Consider the following 26,935-nt stretch of genomic DNA (forward strand, 5'->3'; position numbering starts at 1 on the left):
CTTAAAAATTATGTTTTATTATTATTTATTTCTTTTATGCCGGTTTTAATAGTTCAGGCAGAGGATAAAGTATTTTCGCAAAAGCAGCAACAAGAATATAAAGTTGCTGAGGAAAATATGATAAAAGCCGCTATTTTAGGCCCTAATGATATTCCGCTATTGGATCAAGGCATATTACATTTACCGGAAAATTATGTCTTTATCCCTAAAGCTGAAGCAGTGGCGTGGCTAAAAAGTTGGGGAAATTCAGGGAGTTCCGGAATTATAGGTATAATAATGCCGATAGTTGATAATCAAAATTGGTTTATCGAGGTAAATTATGAAAAATCAGGATATATAAAAGATGATGATGCAAAAAACTGGAATGCCGATAAGTTATTACAAAATTTAAAAGAAGGAACTAAAGAGCAAAATAAATATAGAAAAGCAAAAGGCTTTGAAGAATTTGAAGTAGTTAAATGGATTGAAGTACCGACTTATAATGCTTTATCGCATAAATTAATTTGGTCGATAGTAGGACGCACCCCAGGAGATTTAGATGAAAAAAACTATAGCATAAATTATAACACATATGCATTGGGACGAGAAGGTTATTTTATAATTAATCTTATAACATCTTATGATTTTATAGAACAAGATAAATTACACGTAAAAACAATCCTTGCCGCCGTTGATTATAATAACGGTAAAAGGTACGAAGATTTTCTTGAAAGCACGGATAAAGTAGCAACTTACGGTCTTGCGGCATTAATCGGCGGAGCAGTAGCTAAAAAAGTCGGTTTGCTAACCGTTATAGGAGTTTTCTTATTAAAAATATGGAAAATAATAGCTATAGCAGTAGCGGTATTTTTCGGAAAAATTATGAATTTTTTTAAAAGAGATAAAGATTTGTAATTTATGAATGCATTAATAATATTACTTAGCACTCTTAAATTCAGCAAAGTTTTACTCCCTGCCGCTAGTATTATTTTGTCAATTTTTACATATGCCGCATTTTACGGGTGGTATTACGCCGCAGGTTTTATAGGATTAATTTTTTGTCATGAAATGGGGCATTATATAGCGGCACAGCAAAAAAACCTAAATGTCGGATTACCTACTTTTATCCCTTTTATAGGAGCATGGATAGAATTAAAAGAACAACCGATGAATGCTGAAGTCGAAGCTTACGTTGCCTATGCCGGTCCTTTTATAGGTACGATTGCTAGTTTTGTGGTATATTATTACGGCAGATATACGGCAAGTGAATTAGCATTAGTTTTAGCTCAAAGCGGATTTATTATTAATCTTTTCAACTTAATCCCTTTATCTCCTCTGGACGGTGGGCGAATTACCGCAATAATTTCTCCGCATATATGGTTTTTAGGTGTACCTATACTGCTTGCCGTATGGTTATATAAACCTAGCCCTATGTTAATATTAATTGCGATTATATCTTTACCTCAATTGCTCAAGGCTTGGAACTATACTTCAAAAAATCAAGAAAGTTATTATAATATTAAAAGCTCCTTACGTTTTGAATATGGAGTTTTATATATAGGTCTTGTTATAATCCTTTCTTTAATGATCTATTGCTTGATCGATGAACTTAAAAACTTAAGATAGGTGATATAGCTTCGCTTATTAAGGTCTATACAGCTAATTCAGAAAGCTTCAGACAAGATGAATTTAAAGACGAGCCTGCGCAGCTTACAAAAGTACGTGAGTACAGACAGTTCTGAGAAATTCGCTTGTATCAAGCGATCGAGAGGACGCTGTACTTAATTATCTTTAAGACAGGTTAATAGTGATTCGTACTTGATAAGATCAGTTTTAATAATATTTATTTTCGTAGTATTTGTTTCATTATTTATATTATTTTTAAGATTAGCTATTTCTTCCGATATCTCAACTTGACTAAGCTTTGTAACATTGATAGCAAATTCAGTTACTATATTAACCTCTATACCGGTTACTTCCGCCATACCTTTATAAATAAAATAAATAGTGTCATGCCCGCTAAGGTTATTTATAGAAATCTTTACTAACCCCGGTTTTAAACTAGCTATTAAAGGAGCGTGATTAGGTAAGACCCCAAATATACCTTCCTCCCCCGGCATTGTCACCATTTTAGCCTTGGCTTCAAAGACAATATTTACCGGCGTAATTATTTTAATATTAATTGTTTCATTCATATTGATATATTTGCAAAATTTTATGTCTTGCTCCGCATGACTACCAGAATCGTCATTGCGAAGCCACGAAGTGGCTGCGGGAATCTAGAAAAATACTTTTAAGTCATCCTGAATTTATTTCAGGATCTACTAAAAAAGATGCAGCAAACAAGTTCAGCATGACAAGGACTAGATTGCCACGTCGGCACTTTGTGCCTCCTCACAATGACGATTCTAGTAGCCCTACAACAAGACCACGCCTTTAGCTAGAATGACATCGAAAATTCGGGCCATGCAACAACGCCGATCAAGCCACGGCATAACACCGCGCCAATTACAATTATTACCTAAGCTTATCCCTTAACAGCCTTCGCCTTTTCTATAGCCTCTTCAATAGTCCCAACCATATAAAATGCGGCTTCCGGCAAGTCATCGTATTTGCCTTCTACTAAAGCTTTAAACCCTGAAATAGTATCTGCCAAATTTACAAATTTTCCCTCAGCACCGGTAAATACTTCCGCTACATGGAACGGTTGAGATAAAAATTTTTGTATTTTCCTTGCTCTAGTAACGATTAATTTATCTTCTTCCGATAGCTCATCCATGCCCAAAATCGCAATAATATCTTGCAACGATTTATAAGTTTGTAAAACCTGTTGTACCTGCCGTGCAACTTCATAATGCTCTTTCCCCACAATCACCGGATCGAGTATTTGAGAATTACTATCAAGCGGATCGACGGCGGGATAAATACCCAGCTCGGCGATCTGACGGCTTAATACCGTTGTTGCATCCAAATGCGTAAAAGAAGTAGCGGGAGCCGGATCGGTTAAATCGTCCGCCGGTACATATATAGCCTGCACCGAAGTTATAGAACCGGTTTTAGTAGAAGTAATACGTTCTTGTAATTCTCCCATATCCGTTGCTAGAGTCGGTTGATAACCGACCGCCGAAGGAATCCGCCCTAAAAGTGCAGAGACTTCCGAACCGGCTTGAGTAAAACGAAAGATATTATCGACAAAAAACAACACATCTTGTCCTTCATTCATATCTCTAAAACTCTCGGCAATGGTCAGCCCGCTTAAAGCTACTCTTGCTCTGGCGCCCGGCGGCTCGTTCATTTGACCGTAAACTAGCGCCACTTTCGATTTTTGCGGCTCTTCAAGATTAATAACGCCGACATCGATCATTTCGTTATAAAGGTCATTTCCTTCCCTAGTTCTCTCGCCTACTCCGGCGAATACGGTATATCCACCGTGTGCCTTAGCTATATTATTAATAAGTTCCATTATCAGCACCGTTTTCCCCACCCCTGCACCACCGAATAAACCAATTTTACCGCCTTTTGTATAAGGGGCTAGTAAATCTACTACCTTGATTCCTGTTACTAAAATATTTCTATCGGTTGATTGCTCGGTAAAAGCCGGAGCTTCTTTATAGATAGAAGAATAATTTTCAGTTTTAATTTCTCCCCTATTATCAATCGGTTGACCGGTAACGTTGATAATTCTGCCTAAAGTTTCAGTACCCACCGGTATACGAATAGACGTACCGGTATCAACTACTTCTATCCCGCGGACAAGCCCCTCCGTTGAGTCCATTGCAATACAACGCACCGTATCGTCACCGATATGCTGCGCTACTTCTAGCACTAATTTTTGATCATCGTTATAGCACTCAAGTGCGTTTAAAATTGGCGGTAACTTACCGATATTTGTAAATTTCACGTCCACTACCGCTGAAATAATTTGAGTGATTTTACCGATATTTTTTGTCATTTTTCTGCCTTTAAACGTTAGTGTTATCGATGTTATTCCTATCTGCCTTCTATGTCATTCCCGTGAAAACGGGAATCCAAAAAAATACTTTTAAGCCATCCTGAATTTATTTCAGGATCTTTTTCAATAGATGCTGAAACAAGTTCAGCATGACAAAGAAAAGTCTGGATTCCCGTTTTCACGGGAATGACATAAACAGGCTATACAGCATCCGCTCCGGCAATAATCTCTATCAACTCATTAGTAATAATAGCTTGCCGCGATCTGTTTAACTTCAAAGTTAATTTGTCGATTATATCATTAGAATTATTTGTCGCATTTTCCATAGCGGTCATTCTTGCGCCTTCCTCACTTGCCATATTTTGCAACAATGCATAATTTATTTGAGAATTAACATATAAATTAATCATATTAGCAATGAGATTTTCACCTTCATACTCATAAATATAATTTACGGCTTTTTCTTCCTCAATCTTATCATATTTTTCAATAGGTAAAATTTGTTGCTTAGTGATTATTTGCGTCATCGCATTTTTGAATTTATTAAAATATACCGAGCAGTAACTAATTTCTGAATTTTCCACCGCTTCCATAATTTTTTGCTTTATTTGAAAAAGTAAATTCTCGTCATGCGTTTTTGACAGTTCAAAATAACTATCGATATAATTTGCATATTTCTTTTTAAGTGCTTCGTAACCTTTTTTACCGATAATAATAAGCTTTATCTGTGCGCCTTTATTTTCCAAATCTATAATATCGGTTTTTACTTGTTTAATTATCGATGAATTAAACATCCCGCATAATCCGCGTTCAGAGGTCAATACTATCAATAGACGTGACTTATCTTGCGACTCATTAGAAAAAAATTTTTGATCTTCTTCAGATAAATCATATATATTATTACCGGACAATATAGTAGTCATCATTTTTTGTATCGCTTCTACATAATAACCGGAATTAACGATTTGACTCTTTACTTTTGCAAGTTTAGCCGCCGATACCAATTGCATCGCTTTAGTTATTTTTTGAGTAGACTTAATACTCTTTACTCTTGATCTTAATTGTTTTAAGGACATATTTTTTTATACCAACGATGTCATTCCTAGCTAAAGGCGGCGTTGTTGCATGGCTCGAAAATTAATAAAAAACTCGTCATTGCGAAGCCACGAAGTGGCTGCGGCAATCCAGGCTATCCCGAATGTAATGAGGGATTTAATTAGAATACTAAACAAGTTTAGTATAAAAATATGTTTAACTGGATTGCCACGTCGGCATAAATGCCTCCTCGCAATGACGATTCTGGTAGCCATGCAACAACGCCGCTAAAGGCGGGAATCTAGAAAATAATAGTCATCCTGAATTTATTTCAGTATCTTGGTGTAATAGATGCTGAAACAAGTTCAGCATGACAAAGAAAAGCCTGGATTCCCGCCTTTAGCTAGGAATGACATAGAGAGCGCTTTTAACAATCCACGCAACAATGCCGCCACGTCATGACAATTCTTAAACTAAAAATCCTTTCACAAATTCCTCTAAAAACACCTTTAACTTTTGTTCATTTTCGTCTGTTATGCGTTTTTCATTTTTAATAGAGTCTAAAATATCTTTTTTACTACTCCTCATTTCCTCAAGCAATTGATGTTCAAATTCCTTAACTCTTTCTACAGGAACATCATTTAAATATTTCTTAGTGCCGACATAAATACTAATTACTTGCTCTTCTACGGGAAAAGGGTGATACTGACTTTGCTTTAATATTTCGACAAGTTTTTTGCCGTGATCGATAAGCTTCCTAGTTGCGGGGTCTAAATCAGAACCGAATTGTGAAAAGGATTCAAGTTCTCTAAATTGTGCAAGCTCAAGTTTCACCGAACCTGCTACTTGTTTCATAGCTTTTATTTGCGCAGCGGAGCCTACCCTACTGACCGATATACCGACATTTACTGCAGGTCTTACACCTTTATAAAAAAGCTCGCTTTCTAAAAATATCTGCCCGTCGGTGATTGAGATAACATTAGTCGGGATATATGCCGATACGTCACCTGCTTGTGTTTCAATTATCGGCAAAGCGGTTAACGACCCTCCACCTTCCGCATCAGACATTTTAGCGGCTCGCTCTAACAACCTTGAATGCAAATAAAAGACATCACCCGGATAAGCTTCACGCCCCGGCGGTCTTCTAAGTAATAATGAAATTTGCCGATAAGCTACCGCATGTTTACTTAAATCATCGTAAATAATCAAAGCATGCATACCGTTATCACGAAAATACTCTCCCATACTACAAGCAGAATAAGGCGCAATAAATTGTAGCGCGGCCGCTTCCGATGCCGTTGCCGAGACAATAATCGTATAATCCATCGCGCCGGCATCTTCTAATTTTTTTACTATCTGCGCAACATTTGATCTTTTTTGCCCGACGGCAACATAAATGCAATAAATTTTATCCTTCTCATTCGCCAGAAGATGAGTTTGTTTTTGATTGATAATAGTGTCAATAGCTATCGCGGTTTTACCCGTTTGCCTATCACCGATAATTAACTCCCTTTGACCTCTACCGATCGGAATCAGCGAATCAATAGCTTTAATGCCCGTCTGCACCGGTTCGCTAACGCTAGTTCTGGCTATTATTCCCGGCGCCTTCATCTCAATATGCCGATACTGCTCTGCCGCAATATCACCTTTTCCGTCAATCGGTTTGCCGAGTGCATCAACGACTCGACCAAGCAAAGCTTTCCCAACCGGCACTTCTAAAATTTCTTTAGTTCTTTTTACTTTATCGCCTTGTTCTACTTGATTATCATCCCCCATAATCACAGCACCCACACAGTCGGTTTCTAAGTTAAGAACAAACCCCTTAATTCCTGACTCAAATTCTACTACTTCACCGACTTTTACGTTATCGAGACCGTATATTTTAGCTACACCGTCACCGATAGTTATCACCTGCCCAACTTCCTGTAATTCACTGAGCTGATCGATATTGGCAATTTCTTTTTGCAATATTTCGGCAACTTCAACGGCTTTTAACTTCATTTATTTTATCCTCCATCCAAAAACGGTATTGCTATAACTATATCATTGCAAGCCGCTATAGGCTTTGTTGCATGACTCGAATTTTTGCAAAGCAATCCGGTGTCATGCCGTGGCTTGACTGGTCTTGTTGCATGGCTCTAAAAAAGTGCCGTATGTCATTCCCGCGCAGGCGGGAATCTAGAAAAAATACTTAAAATAAACAAAATTATATAAAAATTTACTATATAATTCGCTTAAATCATTCTCTGGATTCCCGCTTTCGCGAGAATGACATCGAAAATTCGAGCCATGCAACAACGCCAATGCCTCCTCGGCAATGACGGCTTACGTTTCTACTCCTTAAGCTGACTTAAGTATCATATAGTAACCCTAGCCGCCTTTAAGGTTTTTGCTATTTTGTTTAAACTTCCCTGTATGGAATAATCTTGTAATATACTATCATATTTAATGACCACCCCACCGATAATTGCAGGGTCTAAAGTAAAAATTATCTCGGCTTTTTGTTTCAACTCTTCCTCTATATAATTCTTTAGCCAATCTTGTTCTTGTGACTGTAATAGTTTAACGGAAGTAACCTGCACCTTTTTTATATTTTTACTTTCATCTAGCAATTGGTGATAAGCTTTGACTATCTCCGATAAAATAGACATACGGGAATTTTTTATTAATAACAATAAAAAATTTTGCACCATATTATCAATTTTAAACGTTTTTGCTAGCAATTTAATTGCTTTAATTTTATGAAGCTTATGAATTATAGGCGAACACATAACCTTTTTGATATCAATATTATCATCGATAGCTTGATTTATAACCTTGATTTGTTCAAAAATTTCTTCCCAGGTATTATTATCTCTACCGTTATTAAACAATGCAGCGGCATAATTTTTAATTAATTTTTCTCTAGTCATGGTACTTTATAAGTCTTAGTGTAATAAACTATTTGTAAATTTTTACCTTAATTTTAGCCTTTAATGTCATTCTAGCTAAAGGCGAGAATCTATTATCCGTCATTGCGAGGAGGCATTTATGTCGACGCGGCAATCCGGTCCTTGTCATGCTGAACAAGTTTTGCGCATCTTTTTTTAGTAGATCCTGAAATAAATTCAGGATGACTATATTTTTCTGGATTGCCGCGTCGGGACTACGTCCCTCCTCGCAATGACGGGTTTTTCGAGCCACGCAACAATGCCTATAGTCGCTCGCAATGACGTTTGGAGTATTCGCACAACATATCGCAACTAGGAATGACATTTTTAAATATGTATAGCTCTATCAAATGCTTGCAATACTGATTCTGCCGTCATTTCAGATAATGTCGGATGTGGGAAAATACTATTAATTAAATCAAGTTCAGTTCCTTCCAAGCTTTTAGTAATTACATAACCGTGAATTAATTCAGTAACTTCCGTTCCTATTAAATGAGCTCCGAGCAACTCGCCGGTTTTAGCATCAAAAATAGTTTTTATCATCCCTTCACTATCGCCGATAACTAAGGCTTTACCGTTTGCCGCAAAAGGAAATCTCCCGACTTTTAGCTGATAGCCCGCTTTTTTAGCCGCCTCTTCCGTGAGTCCGACACTGGCGATTTGCGGAGAGGAATAAGTACACCCCGGAATATTATACTTATTAACGGCATGGGGTTTAAGTCCCGCTATAAATTCTGCGGCTATAATTCCTTCATGACTTGCTTTATGTGCAAGCCATGGTCCGCCTGCTACATCGCCTATAGCATAAATTCCAGCCTCACTAGTCTGCATAAATTCATTCGTAACTATATGACCGCTTTCTATTTTGATTTTGGTTTTTTCTAAACCTAAATTTTCGGTATTAGCAATAATCCCCACCGCCATCAGCAAAATTTCAGCCGGTAAAATTCCTCTATTTTCAAGTTCTATCTCTATTTTATCTTTCATTTTAGTTTGCTTTAAAAGCTTTACATCCGTGTAAAATTTTATCCCTCTTTTTTCAAAGCTTTTTCTAGCAATTAAAGAAATTTCAGCATCCTCAACGGGTAATATTCGGCTATGCGCTTCAATCACCGTAACATCCACGCCTAAGCTATTATAAAACGAAGCAAATTCTATCCCGATTGCGCCCGAACCTACTATAATCATCGATTTAGGCAGTTCTGACGGCACCATTGCTTCTTTAGAAGTCCAAATTTGTTTGCCGTCAGGCTCAAATCCTTTTAAAATTCTTGGGCGCGCTCCCGTAGCAATAATAATATTTTCTGCCTTTATCGCAGATTTACCGAGCGATGAATCTATATTTATTACTTTATCAGCACTTAGTGACGCTATCCCGTCTATTACGGTAACTTTATTTTTTTTAAGCAATAATTTAACACCGCCGGCTAACTTAGCGGATATTTCTCTTGAACGCTCAACTATTTTTCTTATATTAATCGTCGAACTACCTACTTCAACACCATAATCCGCAGCATGTTTTATATGCTCAAAAATTTCTGCCGATTTAAGTAGCGACTTGGTCGGTATACACCCCCAATTAAGGCATACTCCTCCTAAATGCTCTTTCTCGATTAAAGCAACTTTTTTCTTTAATTGCGCCGCTCTAATTGCCGCAACATATCCACCGGGCCCGCCGCCTATTACTACTAAATCATAATTGTCCATTTCAAACTCGCTTAAGTTGTTTTCTAATATTATTTGTAAATACGCTCTAAATGTCATTCCTAGCTCAAGGCGGCTTTGTTGCGTGGCTACCAGAATCGTCATTGCGAGGAGGCATTTATGCCGACGCGGCAATCAAGTATAAACATATTTTTATACTAAACTTGTTTAGTATTCTAATTAAATCCCTCATTACATTCGGGATAGCCTGGATTGCCGCAGCCACTTCGTGGCTTCGCAATGACGAGTTTTTTATTAATTTTCGAGCCATGCAACAATGCCGCTCAAGGCGGGGCGTTATTGCATGGCTCGAATTTTTGCAAAGTGTTTCGGTGTCATCTAGTTGCTTGACCACGGCATCCAGTCAGACTTTTTAATTTTTTCTGGATACCGTGGTCAAGCAACTAGATGACACTGATTAATAATCCACACCTACAAAATATAAACCGTAAGCCGGAGCGGTTGGACCTGCAGCCTTTCTATCTTTTACCTCTAACGCCGTTTTCATTTCTTGTGCTTGCCAAATACCCCGACCGACTAATATTAAACTTCCAACGATATTACGCACCATATGATGTAAAAATGACGGAGCGGCAAAGTAGAATTTTATTTCTTCATTCTCTTGAATAATTTCAATTTTCGACAAAGTTTTTATTGCCGATTTTGATTGGCAGGCCGTAGCTCTAAATGAAGTAAAATCATGATTTCCTACAAGATGTAAAGCTGCCTCTTTCATAGATTCAACGTTCAAAGGTTCGCTAATCCACCACGCTCTGTTAAAATCAATCACTACTGCATGCGGTCTATTAATAATTTTATACATATAATGACGAGTTAGAGCCGAAAACCTTGCATGGAAATTATCGTCTACGAGAATGCAATCTCTTACCCCCACTGTATAAGGACGCACAAAATGATTAATTGCTTTAATAATTTTATACGGTAGGATATATTTAGAAATATCAAAATGCGCTACCTGCCCTAAGGCATGAACTCCTGCGTCGGTTCTACCCGATCCCCAGACGGTTACTTGTTCACCGCTAAATTTATAAACGGCTTCTTCTAATATTTGCTGGACGGACATTACGTTTAATTGCCTTTGCCAACCGGCAAGTCCGGTACCTAAATATTCCACGTTAATTTTATATCGATAGTACATAACGCAAGTAGTTTATTATAAGGTCAGTATAAATATCGCAACGTCATTGCGAGGAGGCATTGCCCGCGTGGATGGTTAAAATCGCTTAAAACTTGTCATCTAGTTGCTTGACCACGGTATCCAGAAAAAATTAAAAAGCCTGACTGGATACCGTGGTCAAGCAACTAGATGACACCGCGGTACTTTTAAAGAATACCCGAAATATAGCAATTTTCGATCCATGCAACAACGCCTACAGCTTCTCGCAATGACGATTCCGGTATCCACCCAACAATACTCCTTGAAACATTAACCTTATCCCCCCATTAGAGAATCCGGATTATCGACCCGTTTCCCGTTACTTCTAAAACTACTAAGCTTTTTCGACCTAATCGGATGCTTTAATTTACGCAAAGCTTTTGATTCAATTTGCCTTATACGCTCTCTAGTTACATAAAATTGCTGCCCTACTTCTTCTAGAGTATGATCGGTATTCATACCTATACCGAAACGCATTCTAAGCACTCTTTCCTCACGCGGCGTAAGCGTTGCAAGTACCCTAGTTGTCACTTCCCGTAAATTTGATTGGATCGCAGCATCAAGAGGTGCTACGGCATTTTTATCTTCAATAAAATCGCCTAGGAAACTACCGTCGTCATCTCCTACTGGGTTTTCTAGACTTATAGGCTCTTTTGCTATCTTCATTACTTTGCGTACCTTATCGAGCGGCATCGATAAACGAGCTGCAATTTCTGCCGCGGTAGGCTCATAACCGAGTTCATTAAGCATTTGTCTTGAAGTACGAATGATTTTATTGATTGTTTCAATCATATGTACGGGGATACGTATAGTTCTTGCCTGATCGGCGATGGCTCTCGTTATAGCTTGCCTAATCCACCAAGTTGCATAAGTAGAAAATTTATAACCTCTACGATACTCAAATTTATCTACCGCCTTCATTAAGCCGATATTGCCTTCTTGAATTAAATCTAAAAACTGTAAACCTCTGTTGGCATATTTTTTAGCAATCGATATAACAAGTCGCAAATTGGCTTCTATCATATCTTTTTTTGCTTGCAAAGTTTGCCGCTCGCCTTTTTGGATAGTATTTACCAATTTTTTAAACTCAACTACCGAAAGACCTATACCGGATTCTATAGAAGATAATTCATTAATCATTTGATCAATATAATTTGATTCCTTATTAATTAGCTCCTTCCAAGCAGACTTTTTGTTTTTTTTCATCTGCTCTTTCCAAGCAGTATTAATAACGACGCCGATATATTCTCCTAAAAAGCTTTGACGGCTTATACCGTATTTTTCGGCTAATTTTAAAAATGCCGTTTCTTTATTTATTAAATCCCGATTTATGCTATACATTTTATTAAGAATTTCTTCTATTCTTTTGGAATTAAAATGAATATCCGAAACTTCATTTACTAATAACTCTAAATTAGCTATATATTTTTTACTATTTTGTAATGTTTTTGATTGAGAAGGCTTGGCATAATAATTTTTTGCCTCCATTACTAAATCTTCGCATATATGCGAGACTCTTTTCATACGCTCAATAATATTCGGTAGTATTTGCGATTCCATAGTAGAGATCGCTAAACCGCTTTCTTCGAGTTCATCAATTTCGGGATCAATATTTGGATCTTCTTCAAGCTCCGACTCTTCCTCATGTATTATATTAGATTCTATCTCGATCAAATCGCGTACTAACATCTTTTCGTTAACTAAATCTTCATACCATGTTATAAAAAATTTCATAGCAACAGGGCTTGCACATAATGATGAAATCATTAACTTCCGCCCTCCTTCGATTTTCTTAGCTATTTCTATTTCATCTTCGCGCGTTAAAAGATCGACTCCGCCCATATCTTTTAAATATAACCTTACCGGATCATCGGTAGTGCCTAAAGTTTCTTCTTCAGCTTCATCTTCCACTTCTTGATCGACATTACTAGCTAACTTAAATTCTTCATCCATGCCGATATCTAGCTTAATTTCATCATCTTCTCCGGGTTCTAAAATATCAACTCCGGCATCGGAAAATTTTAATATTGCCTTTTCTAGATAGTTTACCGTTAAATTTTTATTAATAGGCAGAGCTTTATTTAAATCGTCATAAGTTACGGCTATCTTTTTAGCTTTAGCTTTTTTAACCAAACTATCTAGTTTATCTACATCCTTATTTATATTGCTCATACGTTACATGCCTAGATCAATTGTTAAAAGACTTAGAGGCTGTCTTCAAAGTTAATTTTAAAGCTAATTAAATTCTTTTTTGCTACAAATTATAAGTTTTTTTTGAAATAGGAACAGCTATTCCAGCAAAAAACTTATTAATTTTCGCTATAAAACCTCTTTAATTATCAATTAAAATAACTCTGAAGACAGCCTCTCATTTAAAATTTGAAGTTCACTTGAAACTTTCAAAATTTCTTTTTGGTACAATAAAGCTTTTTCAAATCCTTCATTGTCGCCGGTTTGAATAATAGAAACATATTCTTGTTTTAATGATATCAGATAATGTTTTTTAAGTAACCATTGCCAAAATAGGTCTAAATGAACATTATCTTTATTAAAAGGCATACCTAAAAACAGATTATCAGAGCTTGATAATAGTAAAAAAATATCAAGAAAGCTAGTATTTTCCACAATCATACTAATATTGTCCACCTCTATATTAGTATCGATAATTTCTTCAAAATACCAGTTACGAAACTCCTCAAGTAGTTTGTTATTAAAATTTAAATTCAATAAAAAATCTCGTGCATCTCCGTTTTGTAGCATCTCCGGAAATTTAACCAATATAGCGCAAAATGCATGTTCTAATATCTCGAATTCTGAATAATCAGGGCTTGAAGGAACAATATTTAAATTTTTAGTAGCGCTCTTCCCTCTACTAACTAAATTTTGCCATATTTGATCTTTAAAAAATCTATAATAATTAGTACTTAAATCCCTATCTGCTATTTTTGCACAATAATTTTTCAGATTCCTCTCCAAAACAGCCTTATCTTCTGCGGTTCTAAAAACTTTGCCGCTATATTCTATATCCCAAATCATTTCCGATAGGCTAATTCTTTTCTCTACTAGATGTGTAAAAAATTCCGTATTATTTTTATTAACGGCATCATCAGGGTCCAAGCCCGCCGGTAATCTAATGAAAGAAATCTTTTTATTACTATTTATTAACGGCAAAGCAATATTAATTGCTCTTATACTTGCCTTTACTCCGGCAGCATCCCCGTCAAGGCATAATATAATCTCATCCCCGGCACGCCATAATTTTTGCAAATGGCTTTCGGTAACGGACGTACCTAAACTTGCTACCGCCTCATTAAATCCGGCTTGATAGAGAGCAATAACATCAAAATAACCTTCAACTAAAATCGAGCGATTCTTTTTATATGCGCTGCTAATTGCTTTATTTTCGCCGTACAGAGTTTCACTTTTTTGAAATACTATAGTTTCCGGAGAATTTAAATATTTAGGCATGCCGTCATTAAGGACTCTACCGCCAAACCCAACTATTTTATTATATATATTCCTAATAGGAAAAGTTATCCGATCATAGAATATTTCATATATTTTGCCGTTTTCTCTCTTCCCTATCAATCCGGCTTTTTCAAGCTTTACGGGTTCGATACCTTTTTCTTTAAAAAAGTTTTGTAATTCTTTACCGGGCGGTGCAAAGCCTATTGAAAACTCTTTTATTGTCTCTTCATTAATACCGCGATTATGTAAATAATTTAGTATTTTAGGGGAAATTTGCGATCTAAAAAACTTATTAGCCAGTTCTAAAATATTTAAAATCTCATCGGATTCTTCATAAAGCTCTTTTTGCTGCTCTGTTAATTTGGGTAATTCTATACCGTAATCACTAGCAAGTTTTACGGCTGATTCCGAATAAGATAACCCGCTAATTTGAGCGTTAAATTTTATTACGTCACCGGATGCCGCACAACCGAAGCAATAATAAAATCGTTTAGAATCGTTAACTGTGAAGGAAGGAGTTTTTTCTCGATGAAAGGGACATAAACCGATATAATTACCGGATTTTCTAGTTAAGGTTACCTTTTGCCTTACTACATCCGAGATATTAATACGATTTCTTAAAAGTTCATAAAATTCTAACGGAACTCTCATAATATACTCGTTGAACTTGAAAAATTGGCGTCGTCGCCTTTGTAAGTCCTCCGGTGCTCACGTACTTAAGTGTACGCTCCGCTCCTCGGCTTACAGCCTCCTTGCTCTTTTCCAAGTTGAACTTCGTATATCACAACTATCACAACTCTTCATTTTACAGGAGTATACTAAAAATAACAGTAGAAAGGCAATAAGCAAGCGGGATTAATAAATTATCGTTAACGCCTATTTGTTTTGAATAGAACTCAACAGCGGTTGCAGCTATAGAACTAATTATTATAACGATAAAACTTGTATTATACCCTATGAAAAAATAGACTAGTATACTGATGAAAACCGCCGAGCTTAAGAAAGCACTCGCTCCCGCTATTGATTTGCCGTTATCTAAAGGCTCACCTATTTTTATCCCGACTAACGCCGCTAAACAATCGGAGATTATCAAAATTAGCCACGAACAAATTACTAAATTTTTAGGAAAAAGAAGAGCGGTGACAAAAAAGCCCAACATCATAAAGCTAACACCGCTTAAGCGAAATGAGCCGCTAGCCTCTTCCGACCTCATAATTCTTGTAAAAAATTTAGTTACAAATTCTCTAATCGTCCCATTATAATGCCGAGATATATCAAGATATAAAGCGCATCCCGCAATTACGAATAACAACAAGATAGCAGTTAATCTAGATGTAAATACATAACATAACGGTATCGCTAAAGCAGATAAGTGGAAAATTTTACGTCTTAGTTCAAAATTTAAGTCTATAATTTTCATATATCTAAACAAGCTTACATTATTGCGTGGATAGGTTAAAGATGTTTATGTCATTCCGGCAACGACGCATGGGTGGCGACTTAAGGGCGTTGTTGCGAGGAACCGTAGGCTTTGTTGCATGGACGGTAAAAAGCAGCTTCGATGTCATTCTAGCTAAAAGCGGGAATCCACAAAACACCCAATAAAGTCATGCTGAATTTATTTTAGTATCTTTTTCAATAGATGCTGAACAAGTTCAGCATGACAAAGAAAAGTCCGGATTCCCGCCTGCGCGGGAATGACATTTTCTAGCGTTATTCCTTAAATTAACACTAACAATCCAATACAATTTATTAAAGGCTTGTTTGACAAATTTTATTAATATAAATATACTAGCTTAAGTACATATTTATAATTTAATAGTCTGCTTAAGAGCAGTGTATCAAAAATACTTAATTTAGACAAGATAATTATGGCAAAATTTCCTATTACCAATAAAGGCTTTGAAAAATTAGAGCTAGAACTTAAAAATTTAAAACACGTAGAACGTCCGAAAGTTACTCAAGATATAGCCACAGCTAGAGAGTTTGGTGATTTGTCGGAAAATGCCGAATATGATGCCGCTAGAGAGAAACAGGCTTTTGTTGAAGGACGTATTTTACATTTTGAGGATATAATGGCAAGAGCCGAGATTATTGATATCTCAAAGCTTTCAGGTGATAGTATAAAATTCGGCGCAACGGTTACATTAATTGATGATGAAACCGAAGAAAAAGTTACCTATATCATTGTTGGAGAGTATGAAGCGGATATTACTAAAAAAAGAATCTCGATAGCTTCGCCGCTTGCTAAAGCTCTGATCGGCAAGTCGGTAGGCGACGTTGTAGAAGTAACAACACCCAAGGGACTAAAATCTTATGAAGTATTAGAAGTAAAATACGAGGATCCGGAACTTTAATTAACGCGAATTATTGATAAGTTTTTAAGCTAAAACTTATCAATAGTTGGGGTTTAATTGGCGTTGCTGCATGGATGGTTAAAAACGCTCTCGGTGTCATTCTAGCTAAAGGCGGGAATCCAGCAAAAAATACTTTTAAGTCATCCTGAATTTATTTCAGGATCTACTAAAAAGATGCGCAAAACAAGTTCAGCATGACAAAAAAAAAGCCTGGATTCCCGCTTTCGCGGGAATGACATCCTTTTTATGGCAATTTCTAATCCATGCAACAACACTGGTTTAATTAGAAAATTATTAAGGAGTATTATGCCTAATGACAAACCTATATGACTGTATAAAAATTGATTTTAACGACTTAAATACCTATCGAGATAATTTATCCTTAGAAGAAACAAATAACCCTCATCCAATAACAAATTTGTTAATGCTGAAGTCAGAAATTCAAGTTGGGGGGTTAAAAGCATTGCATCACGCTCTAAATTCTTCTACTAAACCTTCTATTGCTGAATTAAAAGAAAAATATACTGAAAAATTATTAAAAGACCTAGAATTACTTACAAAAAGAAAGGATTTTCAAGACGCTAAAAACAGAAAGCAACAACCGGAAAATTTTGAATTCAAAGCAGAATTTTATGAGGAAATCAAAAAACCTGCTACTGAAATATCTTCTGAATTAAATAATTTTTTAAGCTCTTGTGCTAATCTAATTGATGACACGGGAGGGAAAAATACTCTTACGACTACAGAAGCAATTTCGGCTAAAATGCTCCTAGAATTTGATAAACCGAATATAACTTCTAAGAATATAGCAGCTAGCTTAGAAAATAGGCTAAATGCTTACAAACAAGAAGTTCAAGAACAAACTACTAAAGATATCGGCGGTACAATCACGGACATAAACGGTAACACGGTTCAAGTTGATCCACGAGCAGAAATCTTATTTAAAGATAAATCAGGTAGTACAAGAATTATTAATGCAGAAACCCTAAAGAATGAATCATCTTTAACCGGAGAGCAAAAAGATTTTATTACTACTTTATGGCATCAAGGTACATTTGGAGCCGGTTGGTTTCCTATTAATGCTTATACTGAGAATTTTCAAGATAAAATGCAGCAACTTTACCCGAACGGTACTCCTGATATGAACAGAGAAAGAGATTTTTTAATGGTGGAAGTAGCAGAAGATAATAAAGTAATAGTTCGGAGTAGATCTAATATGGGTATTCATATTGACCGTGCAAGTTCCAACGAATCCGTAGATTATGCTCAAGGGGTTTTAGAAGTAGATATTACTAATTTGAAAGGAAAGGATTTCATCCCCGGCTGTGCTTCAGAGATGCCTAAAATGAATGTTTATATCTCTGAATTTAATAAAGATATTAGATATGACCTACCGAAGAAATTAAAAATCTCACAAGATATTGCAAATGATAATATAAGACAAACTCTATTTGAGGATAAAAAAATCGCTTATATTAATGAAATAATCAAAGGAACTCCTAAAGCCGGCGTTGCATTAGATTCATTATCTCAAATAACCGATCTTAATAAAAAAACTCTTAAAAACTTTCAAGATCAAGGAATATTAGTAGGGCTTAAGAAAATCGAACTCAGAGAAATACAAAGCTTACCGGCAGATGCAAAAATTGAAGCTTTGGCAGTTAAATGTTTTAAAAAAACTAATAAAAATTCCGAAGAGCGTAACAATTTTGCGAAAGACCAATTAGACAAATATTGTGATAAAAATAATGTTGAGGTTTTAGATGATAAAGAAATACAAAGATTAAAAACCGGAATAATTTCCATATTAGAACCGATAATTAAAGAGGAAAAAGAAAAAGCTACTTTAGAAACTAATATAGGCGCAGCGCTTAGAAGATGTGCTAAAATGGAAAACAAAGAAATGAGTTTTGGACAAAAATGGAGAGCAATCGTAGTTGATCCAATAAAGCAATTTTTCAAAAAAGATAAATTAGAAGGAATAATTGATAAGCATCCGGAAATTGTTAAGGCTTTTAGGCAAGCTAGCAATACCCCAAATACTTTTTTATCTACACAATCTCATTTAAAAAGCAACAAGAAAGAAAGTCCTGAAAGATAGTATTTATTTTTATATGGTACAGCTAAATTCAGAAAGCTTCAGACAAGATAAATTTAAAGACGAGCTAAGCTACCGTACTAGAGTACGTGAGCACAGGCGAATGTCGAAAAATTTGCTTGTATCAAGCGATCGAGATGACGCTGTACAATTCATTACTTTACCCGGGCTATCCAATTACCGAAATACTCTAAATTTGATGGAGGAGCATGTTAGCGGCGTAATTAACAATTCCTTAGCGGAAACCGTTTATTTAGTCGAGCATTCGGAAGTTTATACTGCCGGCACTAGTTACCGGCAAAATGAATTACTAAACCCCGATAATATTCCGGTAATTTATACCGGTCGAGGCGGGAAATTTACTTTTCACGGCGAAGGGCAAAGAATTATCTATCCCATTCTTAATTTAGCAGCACCTAACCGTACGAAAGATTTAAAATTATATATTAAAATGTTAGAGGAATGGCTGATAAATAGTTTACTGTGTTTAGGAATTAAAGCATATATTATTAGCGATAAAGTAGGGATTTGGGTGAAAGACAAAAATAATGATTTTGCCAAAATTGCCGCAATAGGGGTAAGGGTAAAAAAATGGGTTACTTATCACGGAATAGCTATAAATATCTCAACGGATTTGGACAAATTTACCGGTATCATCCCTTGCGGATTAACCGATTCGTTAGTAACTTCCTTGACTCAAATCGGCGTTAATATTAAAATGAATCAATTTGATAAAATTCTTCAAACAGAATTTAAAAAGGTATTTAATTAATGCGAAAAATTGCATTAGCTATTTTAATAATATGCCTCCTTTGGGTTAGCGGTTTTGCATATTATATATATCTAATAAATTCCTATAAAACTAATAACACCATAACTAATGCCGTAATAGTATTTGCCGGAGGCGGGCGGCGAGTAGAAACCGCTATTGCTCTATTAAAAGCCGGATATGCTCCTATATTATTTATTACCGGTATCTCTTCACAAGATCAATTAAGAAATTTGTTAAAAGAACATGAGATTAGAGACGAGCAGGTAATATATGCAACGAATAATATAATGTCCGAAGAGGATTATGCCAAAAAAGCAGCAGATTTTATTGTAGCGTATAATCTTACTTCCGTGCGTTTAGTAACTTCCGCTTATAATATGCCGGCAGCTTTAAGAGAATTAACTTCAGCAATTCCTCAAACTCGTCAAGTTTACGTAACACCGCACCCGATCGCTTCGATACCGAGGCAATATAAAATATTACTCAAATCCTATAATCGGTATTTAATGAGTCTTTTTTAACTTTATTCTTTCGGTTACAATAATTGAATGTATTTTTTTTAGCGTAGCATCAAAATCATTGTTGGTTACTATATAATCATACTCTTTTGCATGCGATATTTCACTTGTTGCCGATTGCATTCGTAACTTTATTGCATCGTTACTATCTTCGGCCCTATCCTTTAGACGTCGCTCTAAAATTTCAAGGCTAGGTGGGAGAATAAAAATCGATATTACATTACTTGCGGCTTGCTTAATATTTCCGGCTCCTTGCCAATCAATATCAAATAAGACATCTAAACCTTGATCTAGTAAGTCATCGACATATTTTTTTATTGTGCCGTAATAATTATCGTAAATTTTAGCATATTCTAAAAACATATTTTGTTTTATTAATTCTTCAAATTCCGGTTTAGTTTTGAAATAATAACTTATTCCTTCAACTTCCTTAGGCCTTGGCATTCTAGTGGTTGCTGAAACAGATAATCGCAAATTATCGTCGATTTGTAATAATGCTCTAGTTAAACTGGACTTACCCGCTCCGGACGGTGAGGATAAAATTATAATAAGCCCCTTATCCTGAGTTATACTTCTTGAATATAGTGTCATATCTGCTATTTTTGATATAAAATTACTTATAACTATAATGACTTTGCATAAAAAAACAATCATAATTACCGGCGCTTCTAGCGGTCTTGGCAAGGCTTTAGCTACTAAATACGCCGCTAAGGATACTAGGCTTTTTTTATTTGCTAGAGATCAGCAGCGACTTGAAGAAGTAGCTGTTATTTGTAAAAGCTATCAAGCTGAGGTAATTTCAATTATTTGCGACGTGAGAGATAAAGAACAAATAGCTATTCATTTAGCGGAAATTATTAAAAATAATAAAATCGATATTTTAATTAATTCTGCAGGAGTATCGGCCGGTACATTAGATAAGCCCGAAACTTCACAGCAAGTAGAAGAAATATTTGCTACTAACTTAAACGGCAGTTTAAATTTTATCTTACCTTGTATGCAGCACATGATTAAAAATAAAAGCGGCACGATAGTTATGATAAGCTCGATGGCCGGCATGTTAGGCATCGCCGGTGCTCCTTCATATTCAGCTAGCAAAGCGGCTATTAAAATATTCGGCGATGCTTTAAGGGGTTATCTTACTCAGTTTAACGTGCAAGTATGTGTGGTAATACCGGGCTATATCGATACTCCCATGACTAAAGTTAATAAATTCCCGATGCCTTTTAAAATCTCGGCAAGTAATGCCGCGCAGATTATAATAAACGGTGTTAATGCACGGAAAGGTTTAATAATATTTCCTAAATTAACCTATTTCGTGTTAAAATTGATGAATTTACTACCTTATCAATTAATAGATTATATTAACTCTAAACTACCCGGCAAACCCGGCTTTGATGAGTAAAGTTTACTTTGCTAAATTTTTAATTTGCTCCCCTTTTGGGATCGTGTTATAATCAAAAAAATCATAGACACATATAGTAATGAGAATAATCTCAGTTAAGAAATTAAAAGATTTTTGGGAGAGTGGGTATAGAGACGCAGAGCAACCTTTAAAAGTATGGTATCAAATTTTTAGAAAAGAAAATTTTTTAACTCCTAACGAAATAAAATTACTATTTCCTAGCTGTAGTATTATTAGTAAAAATCGAATAGTATTTAATATTTCAGGGAATAAATATAGATTAGTTATTCATATAAGATATGACCTTCAAATTATATATATAAGGTTTATAGGATCGCATGCAGAATATGATAAAGTAAATGTTAAGGAGGTTTGATTATGGAAATAAACATTATAAAAACAGAAGCAGAATATAACCAGACTTTGAAGGAAATAGATAATTTACTAGAAGCTGCTGAAAACTCAGAGGAAGCAGAGAAATTAGAGATATTATCTTTGTTGATTGAAGATTATGAAGATAAGCATTACAAAATAGAAATACCTGATCCTATTGAGGCTATTAACTTTAGAATTGAGCAACTTGGTCTTTCTCGTAAAGATTTAGAAAAAAGTATAGGCTCTCGAAGTAGAGTATCTGAAATTCTTACCAAAAAAAGAAACCTTACTTTGCCTATGATTAGGAGGTTACATGAAAATCTCCATATACCGGCTGATATTTTAATTCAAGAATCTAAAAAGAAAATAGCCTAAAATAAACAACATATTATGACTGATTCTAAAATTGAAGATATCGATTTTGCCGATGCTTTATCGGAGCGTTATCTTGCTTATGCTTTATCGACTATTATGTCGAGGTCTCTGCCTGATGTGCGTGACGGGTTAAAACCCGTGCATCGTCGGTTATTATATGCCATGCTGCAATTAAAGTTAGAGCCGAATTCTGCTTATAAAAAATGTGCAAGAGTGGTAGGTGACGTAATCGGTAAATACCATCCGCACGGTGACGTAGCGGTATATGATACGTTAGTGCGTCTTGCTCAACATTTTTCTCTTCGTTACCCCCTAATTGACGGACAGGGAAATTTCGGCTCAGTCGACGGCGATAATGCGGCGGCAATGCGTTATACCGAATCACGTATGACCGAAATTTGTACGCTTTTAATGGAGGATATCGATAAAGAAACGGTTGATTTCCGCCTTACTTATGATGATTCCGATTATGAGCCGGTAATAATGCCGGCTAGTTTTCCTAATTTACTGGCTAACGGTTCGGAAGGCATAGCGGTAGGTATGGCAACCAATATCCCTCCCCATAATTTACATGAGTTATGCGATGCTTTGCTCTATTTAATTGATCACCCTGAAGCTAGCGTTTCTAATATTATGAATTTTGTTAAAGGACCGGATTTCCCGACCGGCGGCATAATTATTGATAAAGCCGAGGTAATTAATCAAGCTTACATGACGGGACGCGGTAGTTTAAGAGTCAGAGCCAGATGGGAGAAAGAAGAGCTAACTTACGGCGCGTATCAAATTATAGTTACGGAAATACCTTATCAAATCCAGAAATCAAGGCTTATCGAGCAAATAGCTTTGCTATTAAAGGATAAAAGAATTCCGCTAGTCGGAAATATTCGGGATGAATCAACAGACATTATCAGGCTGGTTATCGAGCCGCGTGATCGCAATTGCGACCCGCAAATAGTCATGGAGTCGCTTTTCAAATTGACGACTTTAGAAAGCAGAATCCAGTTTAATATGAATGTGATCGGCAGTAATAATGTGCCGAGAGTTATGAATATTCTGGAAATATTGCAAGAATTCTTAAGCCATCGGCAAAATATCGTTACACGTCGATCAACTTATCTTTTAAATAAAATAAAACATCGTTTAGAAATATTAGACGGTCTGCGGATAGCTTATTTAAACCTTGATGAAATTATCAAAATCATTCGGGAAGAAGACGAGCCGAAAGAAATTATGATAGAGCGGTTTAAATTAACCGAAATCCAAGTAGAGGCGATACTTAATACTAGGCTTCGCTCTTTACGCAAGCTTGAAGAGCAAGAAATTATTAATGAATACGGCAATCTAAAAAAACAACAAGCCGTGCTGGAGGAAATACTACATAATCCAAAAGAATTATGGAAAATCGTTAAGAAAGAAGTAAAATTAGTGCAAACTAAATTCGGTTTAAATACCTTGCTTGGCGCACGCCGCACTAGCTTTGATGAAGTTAATGTTACCGCTCAAATAGTCGATATATCGGCTTTTGTAACTAAAGAACCGATTACGATTTTATGCTCAAAAATGGGTTGGGTGCGTTCTTTAAGAGGTCATAACAATGATTTATCCAATATTAAATATAAAGAAGGCGACGAAGAGAAGTTTATTTTGGAAGCCTACACGACCGATAAAATTCTGATAGTCAGCTCGGAAGGTAAATTTTTTACTATTTTAGCCGATAATATTTTTAAAGGCAAAGGTAACGGCGAATCTATTAAATTATTGGTGGATATAGGCAATAACCATATAACTAATATACTCGTTTATAAGCCTGATCAACTTTTATTGCTAGCAAGTGATAACAGCAAAGGTTTTATCGTTAATTCAAATGAAGTGATAGCGCAAACTAAAGGCGGGAAGCAAATTATGCAGATGCCGGAAAATTATTCTTGCATTGCCTGCTTGGAAATTAACGGGGACAGCGTCGCCTGCATCGGTGAAAGCCGAAAGTTATTAGTATTTAATATCGACGAAATACCGGAGATGAAAAAAGGGCAAGGGGTAATATTGCAAAAATTTAAAAATGCTAAACTTACCGATATAAAAATATTCAATAAAAATGAGGGTCTAAGCTGGAATATAGGAGGTAAAACACGGCTTGAGAAAAATATTACGGAATTTTCGGCTAAAAGGGGTGCCGTCGGTAAAATTCCACCGAACGGCTTTCCGAAAAATAATAAATTTTCGTGATTAATGTCAGTTAATAGCATTGTTGTGTGGTTTGAATTTTTGCAAAGCGTACGATGTCATGCCGTGACTTGATCACGGCATCCAGTCTTTTTATTAAGGTTTTTTCTGGATACCGTGGTCAAGCCACGGTATGACACCATACTTGTAATAACCATAATACGGTAAATTATGAGCCATCCAACAGCACCTCAGTTAATTGCCGATGTATAAACAAATTTTGCTTGCTTTGCTTGTTCAATAGATTCCTTTATTCGATTGGCATTAATTGGATTAGACAATAAATATAATGTTTCTTGAGTAGATTCATATTCTTCTTCTGTTAAAAGAATTATATTTTTATGATTCTTTCTTTTAATAAGATAGGCAATATGATCATGTTCTACGGTATTGAGTACAGAACTCAAATTTTTTCTAAGAGAGGTGCAACTAATGGATTTCATAAAATTTTTACTTAATGTACATATAACATGTACACGTTAACTCAAATTTTATTAATTTACAAGTAAAATTTTTGTTTAAGTATTAATGGTAATATTGAGAAAAATGTTATAAACTCATTAAAAAACTATCAATAAATAATAGGTATTAACATGAGTACAATAAAAGCTTTGGAGGTAATTTTAGCCGATAGTTACGCTTTATATTTAAAAACCCAAAATTATCATTGGAATGTGGAAGGACTAGAATTTAGAAGCTTGCATTTATTGTTTGAAGGACAATATGAAGATTTAGCGGAGGGCATAGACGAACTCGCCGAAAGAATCCGTACACTTAAGTCCAAAGTATCGCCTTTATCTGATTTAATGAAACATACTTCTATTAAAGAGCCAAATATAAATTCTAACTCAACTGCAATGCTTAAAGATTTAGTTCATGATCAAGAAATTATCATTGCTACGCTTTATAAAGGTGTTAAAATTTCTCAAGAAGAAGGTGACGAGGGAACTGCTGATATGTTAATAAACAGGCTTAAAGTTCATGAAAAAAACAAATGGATGCTGAGTAGTAGTATAAGATAACTTTGTCATGCCGTGGCTACGACCAGTGTTGTTGCATGGCTCGATTTTTTAGCCGTCATTGCGAGGAGATGCGTAGCATCGACGCGGCAATCCAGGAAAAAATAGCTAAAAATGCTCTGAAAACCATTGTTTTTTCTAGATTGCCGCGTCGCTACGCTCCTCGCAATGACGATTTTTATAATGATTTCGAGCCATGCAACAACGCCGCTACGACCACGGCATGACACCATACTTACCAAACAACAACAAAACCTTCACATGACAACAAAATCACCGCCTAAAAAAGCCTACAATAAAGTTATCGGGGCTTTTTTAGGCACTATCATTGAATATTACGATTATAGCTTATACGGTTTTTCTGCCGGCATCATTGCCGAGAAATTTTTCCTAGCTACCGATCATTTAACGAGCTTAATAAATGTTTTTGCCGTTTACGCGGTTGCCTATTTATCAAAACCTATCGGCGCGTTTATTTTCGGGCGAATAGGGGATTTATACGGTCGTAAGGTAGCATTAAGCATTACTATTATCGGTATTGTAATTCCGACCGCAATAATCGGTTTATTACCCGAATATTCTTCAATCGGTATTTGGAGTACGATAATTTTAGTTTTATGCCGCTTTATGCAAGGTATCTTTATCGCCGGCGAATATGACGGTGCGGCAATTTACGTTATTGAACATTTAGGTCCTAAATTCCAATTTACCGCTTCAGCTATCACTAGATGCACCGGCGTTATCGGTTTATTAATCGGGATCGGCACAACTAATTTTTTTAACACTCATATTTTTCCCGATTGGGGTTGGCGTATTCCGTTTTTATTAAGCTTACCGCTTGCTTTGGTAACTATCTATTACCGACAAAAATTTGACGAAACACCTGAATTTAAAGAGACTAAAAACAAGCAATTAGTTACCGAAGAATTTACTTCCTTAATCAAAAAACAATGGCAAGTTATTTTAATGCTAATATTTTTAGCGGGAGGCTTTGGAGTAACATATCAGATATCTATTATTTTTATGAAGCAATATTTACCGATGGTGTTACCTCAAACCGTTTTTATTATTAGTAGTTTCTCGGTGTTAATAGTAATGTGCTTTGCAGTGTTTATGCCGATTGCCGGCTTGATAGCCGATCGCTTGGGTGCTATGATAGTGGTAAAAACTGCTCTTCTAGGTACGATTATTGCGAGTAGTTTTTTTATTGTTGCGGTTTATTACCAAATGACTAATTTAGGACTTGCCGCTTGCCTAATGCTCGCTGCTTCCGTCGCTCCCTTTAATGCCCTTGCTCATAGCGTCGTTATTCAAGCTTTTCCGGTTAAAGAGCGTTACCGCGTAATAAGTTTCGGTCATACCGTCGGCTCAATGTTAATGTCCGGCACCGCTAATTATATCTGTTTATTATCAATGAAATCATTTAATTTTAATCTATTTCCTATTTTATATCTTTGCGGCTTTGCTATTTTAGCTTATTTTATGGTAGTATTATTTAATCTTAACTATCAAAAAAATAATAAATAATGCAGTCAAATACCCTAATGG

The 26,935-nt window shown here is 35.8% G+C and carries 32 protein-coding genes and 1 pseudogene; 17 read left to right on the forward strand and 16 right to left on the reverse strand.

What is annotated here, in order from left to right:
• Positions 1–36 precede the first annotated feature (36 nt).
• The 3 genes and pseudogenes from AAGD64_RS09340 to AAGD64_RS10665 form a co-directional block, all read left to right on the forward strand.
• Positions 37–894 carry a DUF2167 domain-containing protein gene (locus AAGD64_RS09340; RefSeq protein ID WP_341793218.1) on the forward strand — a complete coding sequence of 286 codons (858 nt, stop codon included), beginning with the start codon at positions 37–39 and terminating at the stop codon, positions 892–894.
• 3 nt (positions 895–897) lie between these two features.
• The gene (locus AAGD64_RS09345; protein ID WP_341793219.1) at positions 898–1,605 is read left to right on the forward strand and encodes a site-2 protease family protein; all 708 of its coding nucleotides are present in this window, start codon (positions 898–900) and stop codon (positions 1,603–1,605) included.
• Positions 1,606–1,610: 5 nt separating this feature from the next.
• A pseudogene (locus AAGD64_RS10665) lies at positions 1,611–1,741 on the forward strand (palindromic element RPE3 domain-containing protein); the annotation flags it as partial.
• A 19-nt stretch (positions 1,742–1,760) separates the two neighbouring features.
• Here AAGD64_RS10665 and AAGD64_RS09350 read toward each other — a convergent pair.
• The 4 genes from AAGD64_RS09350 to atpG all read right to left on the reverse strand — a co-directional run bounded on the left by AAGD64_RS09350 (position 1,761) and on the right by atpG (position 5,007).
• Complete coding sequence (locus AAGD64_RS09350) at positions 1,761–2,174, reverse strand: F0F1 ATP synthase subunit epsilon (protein ID WP_341793220.1); 414 nt, start codon at positions 2,172–2,174, stop codon at positions 1,761–1,763.
• 332 nt (positions 2,175–2,506) lie between these two features.
• Positions 2,507–3,931, reverse strand: a complete 1,425-nt coding sequence (gene atpD / locus AAGD64_RS09355; RefSeq protein WP_341793221.1) for a F0F1 ATP synthase subunit beta — start codon at positions 3,929–3,931, stop codon at positions 2,507–2,509.
• Positions 3,932–3,969: 38 nt separating this feature from the next.
• A complete protein-coding gene (locus AAGD64_RS09360) occupies positions 3,970–4,113 on the reverse strand; it encodes a hypothetical protein (RefSeq protein ID WP_341793222.1) in 144 nt (47 codons plus the stop codon).
• 18 nt (positions 4,114–4,131) lie between these two features.
• A complete protein-coding gene (gene atpG / locus AAGD64_RS09365; protein WP_341793223.1) occupies positions 4,132–5,007 on the reverse strand; it encodes an ATP synthase F1 subunit gamma in 876 nt (291 codons plus the stop codon).
• 49 nt (positions 5,008–5,056) lie between these two features.
• Between atpG and AAGD64_RS09370 the strand changes: the two genes are divergently transcribed.
• Positions 5,057–5,257 carry a hypothetical protein gene (locus tag AAGD64_RS09370; RefSeq protein ID WP_341793224.1) on the forward strand — a complete coding sequence of 67 codons (201 nt, stop codon included), beginning with the start codon at positions 5,057–5,059 and terminating at the stop codon, positions 5,255–5,257.
• A 177-nt stretch (positions 5,258–5,434) separates the two neighbouring features.
• On the opposite strand, the gene atpA is transcribed toward AAGD64_RS09370, so the two are convergent.
• Positions 5,435–6,967 (reverse strand): F0F1 ATP synthase subunit alpha, encoded by a 1,533-nt coding sequence (gene atpA, locus AAGD64_RS09375; RefSeq protein WP_341793225.1) that lies wholly within the window; start codon positions 6,965–6,967, stop codon positions 5,435–5,437.
• Positions 6,968–7,038: 71 nt separating this feature from the next.
• On the opposite strand from atpA, the gene AAGD64_RS09380 reads away from it, so the two are divergent.
• Positions 7,039–7,161: a hypothetical protein gene (locus AAGD64_RS09380; RefSeq protein ID WP_341793226.1), complete on the forward strand. Its 123-nt coding sequence runs from the start codon at positions 7,039–7,041 to the stop codon at positions 7,159–7,161.
• Between the two features lie 162 nt (positions 7,162–7,323).
• On the opposite strand, the gene atpH is transcribed toward AAGD64_RS09380, so the two are convergent.
• The 8 genes from atpH to AAGD64_RS09425 form a co-directional block, all read right to left on the reverse strand.
• Positions 7,324–7,878, reverse strand: coding sequence for an ATP synthase F1 subunit delta (atpH, locus tag AAGD64_RS09385; protein ID WP_341793227.1), 555 nt, complete (start codon positions 7,876–7,878; stop codon positions 7,324–7,326).
• Between the two features lie 28 nt (positions 7,879–7,906).
• Positions 7,907–8,221, reverse strand: coding sequence for a hypothetical protein (locus AAGD64_RS09390; protein ID WP_341793228.1), 315 nt, complete (start codon positions 8,219–8,221; stop codon positions 7,907–7,909).
• A gap of 2 nt (positions 8,222–8,223) precedes the next feature.
• Positions 8,224–9,603: a dihydrolipoyl dehydrogenase gene (lpdA, locus tag AAGD64_RS09395; protein WP_341794198.1), complete on the reverse strand. Its 1,380-nt coding sequence runs from the start codon at positions 9,601–9,603 to the stop codon at positions 8,224–8,226.
• 115 nt (positions 9,604–9,718) lie between these two features.
• Positions 9,719–9,955, reverse strand: coding sequence for a hypothetical protein (locus AAGD64_RS09400; RefSeq protein WP_341793229.1), 237 nt, complete (start codon positions 9,953–9,955; stop codon positions 9,719–9,721).
• A 63-nt stretch (positions 9,956–10,018) separates the two neighbouring features.
• Positions 10,019–10,759 (reverse strand): tRNA pseudouridine(38-40) synthase TruA, encoded by a 741-nt coding sequence (gene truA, locus AAGD64_RS09405; protein ID WP_341793230.1) that lies wholly within the window; start codon positions 10,757–10,759, stop codon positions 10,019–10,021.
• 294 nt (positions 10,760–11,053) lie between these two features.
• On the reverse strand, positions 11,054–12,949 hold the full coding sequence (rpoD, locus tag AAGD64_RS09410) for an RNA polymerase sigma factor RpoD (RefSeq protein ID WP_341793231.1): 1,896 nt from the start codon (positions 12,947–12,949) through the stop codon (positions 11,054–11,056).
• Between the two features lie 171 nt (positions 12,950–13,120).
• On the reverse strand, positions 13,121–14,896 hold the full coding sequence (gene dnaG, locus AAGD64_RS09415; protein WP_341793232.1) for a DNA primase: 1,776 nt from the start codon (positions 14,894–14,896) through the stop codon (positions 13,121–13,123).
• A 154-nt stretch (positions 14,897–15,050) separates the two neighbouring features.
• The gene (locus AAGD64_RS09425; protein ID WP_341793234.1) at positions 15,051–15,665 is read right to left on the reverse strand and encodes a diacylglycerol/polyprenol kinase family protein; all 615 of its coding nucleotides are present in this window, start codon (positions 15,663–15,665) and stop codon (positions 15,051–15,053) included.
• A gap of 26 nt (positions 15,666–15,691) precedes the next feature.
• Between AAGD64_RS09425 and AAGD64_RS09430 the strand changes: the two genes are divergently transcribed.
• A complete protein-coding gene (locus AAGD64_RS09430; protein ID WP_341793235.1) occupies positions 15,692–15,850 on the forward strand; it encodes a hypothetical protein in 159 nt (52 codons plus the stop codon).
• Between the two features lie 263 nt (positions 15,851–16,113).
• Positions 16,114–16,602, forward strand: coding sequence for a transcription elongation factor GreA (gene greA, locus AAGD64_RS09435; protein WP_253310100.1), 489 nt, complete (start codon positions 16,114–16,116; stop codon positions 16,600–16,602).
• 140 nt (positions 16,603–16,742) lie between these two features.
• Here greA and AAGD64_RS09440 read toward each other — a convergent pair whose 3' ends face one another.
• Entirely contained in the window at positions 16,743–16,922 is a 180-nt protein-coding gene (locus AAGD64_RS09440) for a hypothetical protein (RefSeq protein WP_341793236.1), read from the reverse strand.
• Here AAGD64_RS09440 and AAGD64_RS09445 point away from each other — a divergent pair.
• The 3 genes from AAGD64_RS09445 (at position 16,916) to AAGD64_RS09460 (ending at position 19,993) form a co-directional block, all read left to right on the forward strand.
• Positions 16,916–18,703: a hypothetical protein gene (locus AAGD64_RS09445; RefSeq protein ID WP_341793237.1), complete on the forward strand. Its 1,788-nt coding sequence runs from the start codon at positions 16,916–16,918 to the stop codon at positions 18,701–18,703. The two genes, AAGD64_RS09440 and AAGD64_RS09445, sit on opposite strands and share 7 nt — an antisense overlap.
• A gap of 100 nt (positions 18,704–18,803) precedes the next feature.
• Positions 18,804–19,472, forward strand: coding sequence for a lipoyl(octanoyl) transferase LipB (gene lipB, locus AAGD64_RS09455; RefSeq protein ID WP_341794199.1), 669 nt, complete (start codon positions 18,804–18,806; stop codon positions 19,470–19,472).
• Complete coding sequence (locus tag AAGD64_RS09460; RefSeq protein WP_253308373.1) at positions 19,472–19,993, forward strand: YdcF family protein; 522 nt, start codon at positions 19,472–19,474, stop codon at positions 19,991–19,993. The genes lipB and AAGD64_RS09460 overlap by 1 nt, the downstream gene beginning before the upstream one ends.
• Here the strand turns inward: AAGD64_RS09460 and gmk are convergent.
• Positions 19,976–20,581, reverse strand: a complete 606-nt coding sequence (gmk, locus tag AAGD64_RS09465; protein WP_253310098.1) for a guanylate kinase — start codon at positions 20,579–20,581, stop codon at positions 19,976–19,978. The genes AAGD64_RS09460 and gmk overlap by 18 nt on opposite strands.
• Positions 20,582–20,624: 43 nt before the next feature.
• Between gmk and AAGD64_RS09470 the strand changes: the two genes are divergently transcribed.
• The 4 genes from AAGD64_RS09470 to parC all read left to right on the forward strand — a co-directional run bounded on the left by AAGD64_RS09470 (position 20,625) and on the right by parC (position 24,371).
• Positions 20,625–21,395, forward strand: coding sequence for an SDR family NAD(P)-dependent oxidoreductase (locus tag AAGD64_RS09470; RefSeq protein WP_341793238.1), 771 nt, complete (start codon positions 20,625–20,627; stop codon positions 21,393–21,395).
• Positions 21,396–21,474: 79 nt separating this feature from the next.
• A complete protein-coding gene (locus tag AAGD64_RS09475) occupies positions 21,475–21,771 on the forward strand; it encodes a type II toxin-antitoxin system HigB family toxin (protein ID WP_341793239.1) in 297 nt (98 codons plus the stop codon).
• A 2-nt stretch (positions 21,772–21,773) separates the two neighbouring features.
• Complete coding sequence (locus tag AAGD64_RS09480; RefSeq protein ID WP_341793240.1) at positions 21,774–22,145, forward strand: type II toxin-antitoxin system HigA family antitoxin; 372 nt, start codon at positions 21,774–21,776, stop codon at positions 22,143–22,145.
• Positions 22,146–22,160: 15 nt separating this feature from the next.
• Positions 22,161–24,371: a DNA topoisomerase IV subunit A gene (parC, locus tag AAGD64_RS09485; protein WP_341793241.1), complete on the forward strand. Its 2,211-nt coding sequence runs from the start codon at positions 22,161–22,163 to the stop codon at positions 24,369–24,371.
• Between the two features lie 188 nt (positions 24,372–24,559).
• Here parC and AAGD64_RS09490 read toward each other — a convergent pair whose 3' ends face one another.
• Positions 24,560–24,811: a type II toxin-antitoxin system Phd/YefM family antitoxin gene (locus AAGD64_RS09490; RefSeq protein WP_253308369.1), complete on the reverse strand. Its 252-nt coding sequence runs from the start codon at positions 24,809–24,811 to the stop codon at positions 24,560–24,562.
• Between the two features lie 150 nt (positions 24,812–24,961).
• On the opposite strand from AAGD64_RS09490, the gene AAGD64_RS09495 reads away from it, so the two are divergent.
• The 3 genes from AAGD64_RS09495 to AAGD64_RS09505 are packed head-to-tail and all read left to right on the forward strand — an operon-like array spanning position 24,962 to position 26,914.
• Positions 24,962–25,390 (forward strand): Dps family protein, encoded by a 429-nt coding sequence (locus AAGD64_RS09495; protein ID WP_341793242.1) that lies wholly within the window; start codon positions 24,962–24,964, stop codon positions 25,388–25,390.
• Between the two features lie 35 nt (positions 25,391–25,425).
• Positions 25,426–25,614: a hypothetical protein gene (locus tag AAGD64_RS09500; RefSeq protein ID WP_341793243.1), complete on the forward strand. Its 189-nt coding sequence runs from the start codon at positions 25,426–25,428 to the stop codon at positions 25,612–25,614.
• Between the two features lie 34 nt (positions 25,615–25,648).
• Positions 25,649–26,914 (forward strand): MFS transporter, encoded by a 1,266-nt coding sequence (locus AAGD64_RS09505; RefSeq protein ID WP_341794200.1) that lies wholly within the window; start codon positions 25,649–25,651, stop codon positions 26,912–26,914.
• The last annotated feature ends 21 nt before the right edge of the window (positions 26,915–26,935 follow it).

This window comes from Rickettsia endosymbiont of Ceutorhynchus obstrictus (genome assembly GCF_964026565.1).
Classification (GTDB): Bacteria; Pseudomonadota; Alphaproteobacteria; order Rickettsiales; family Rickettsiaceae; genus Rickettsia.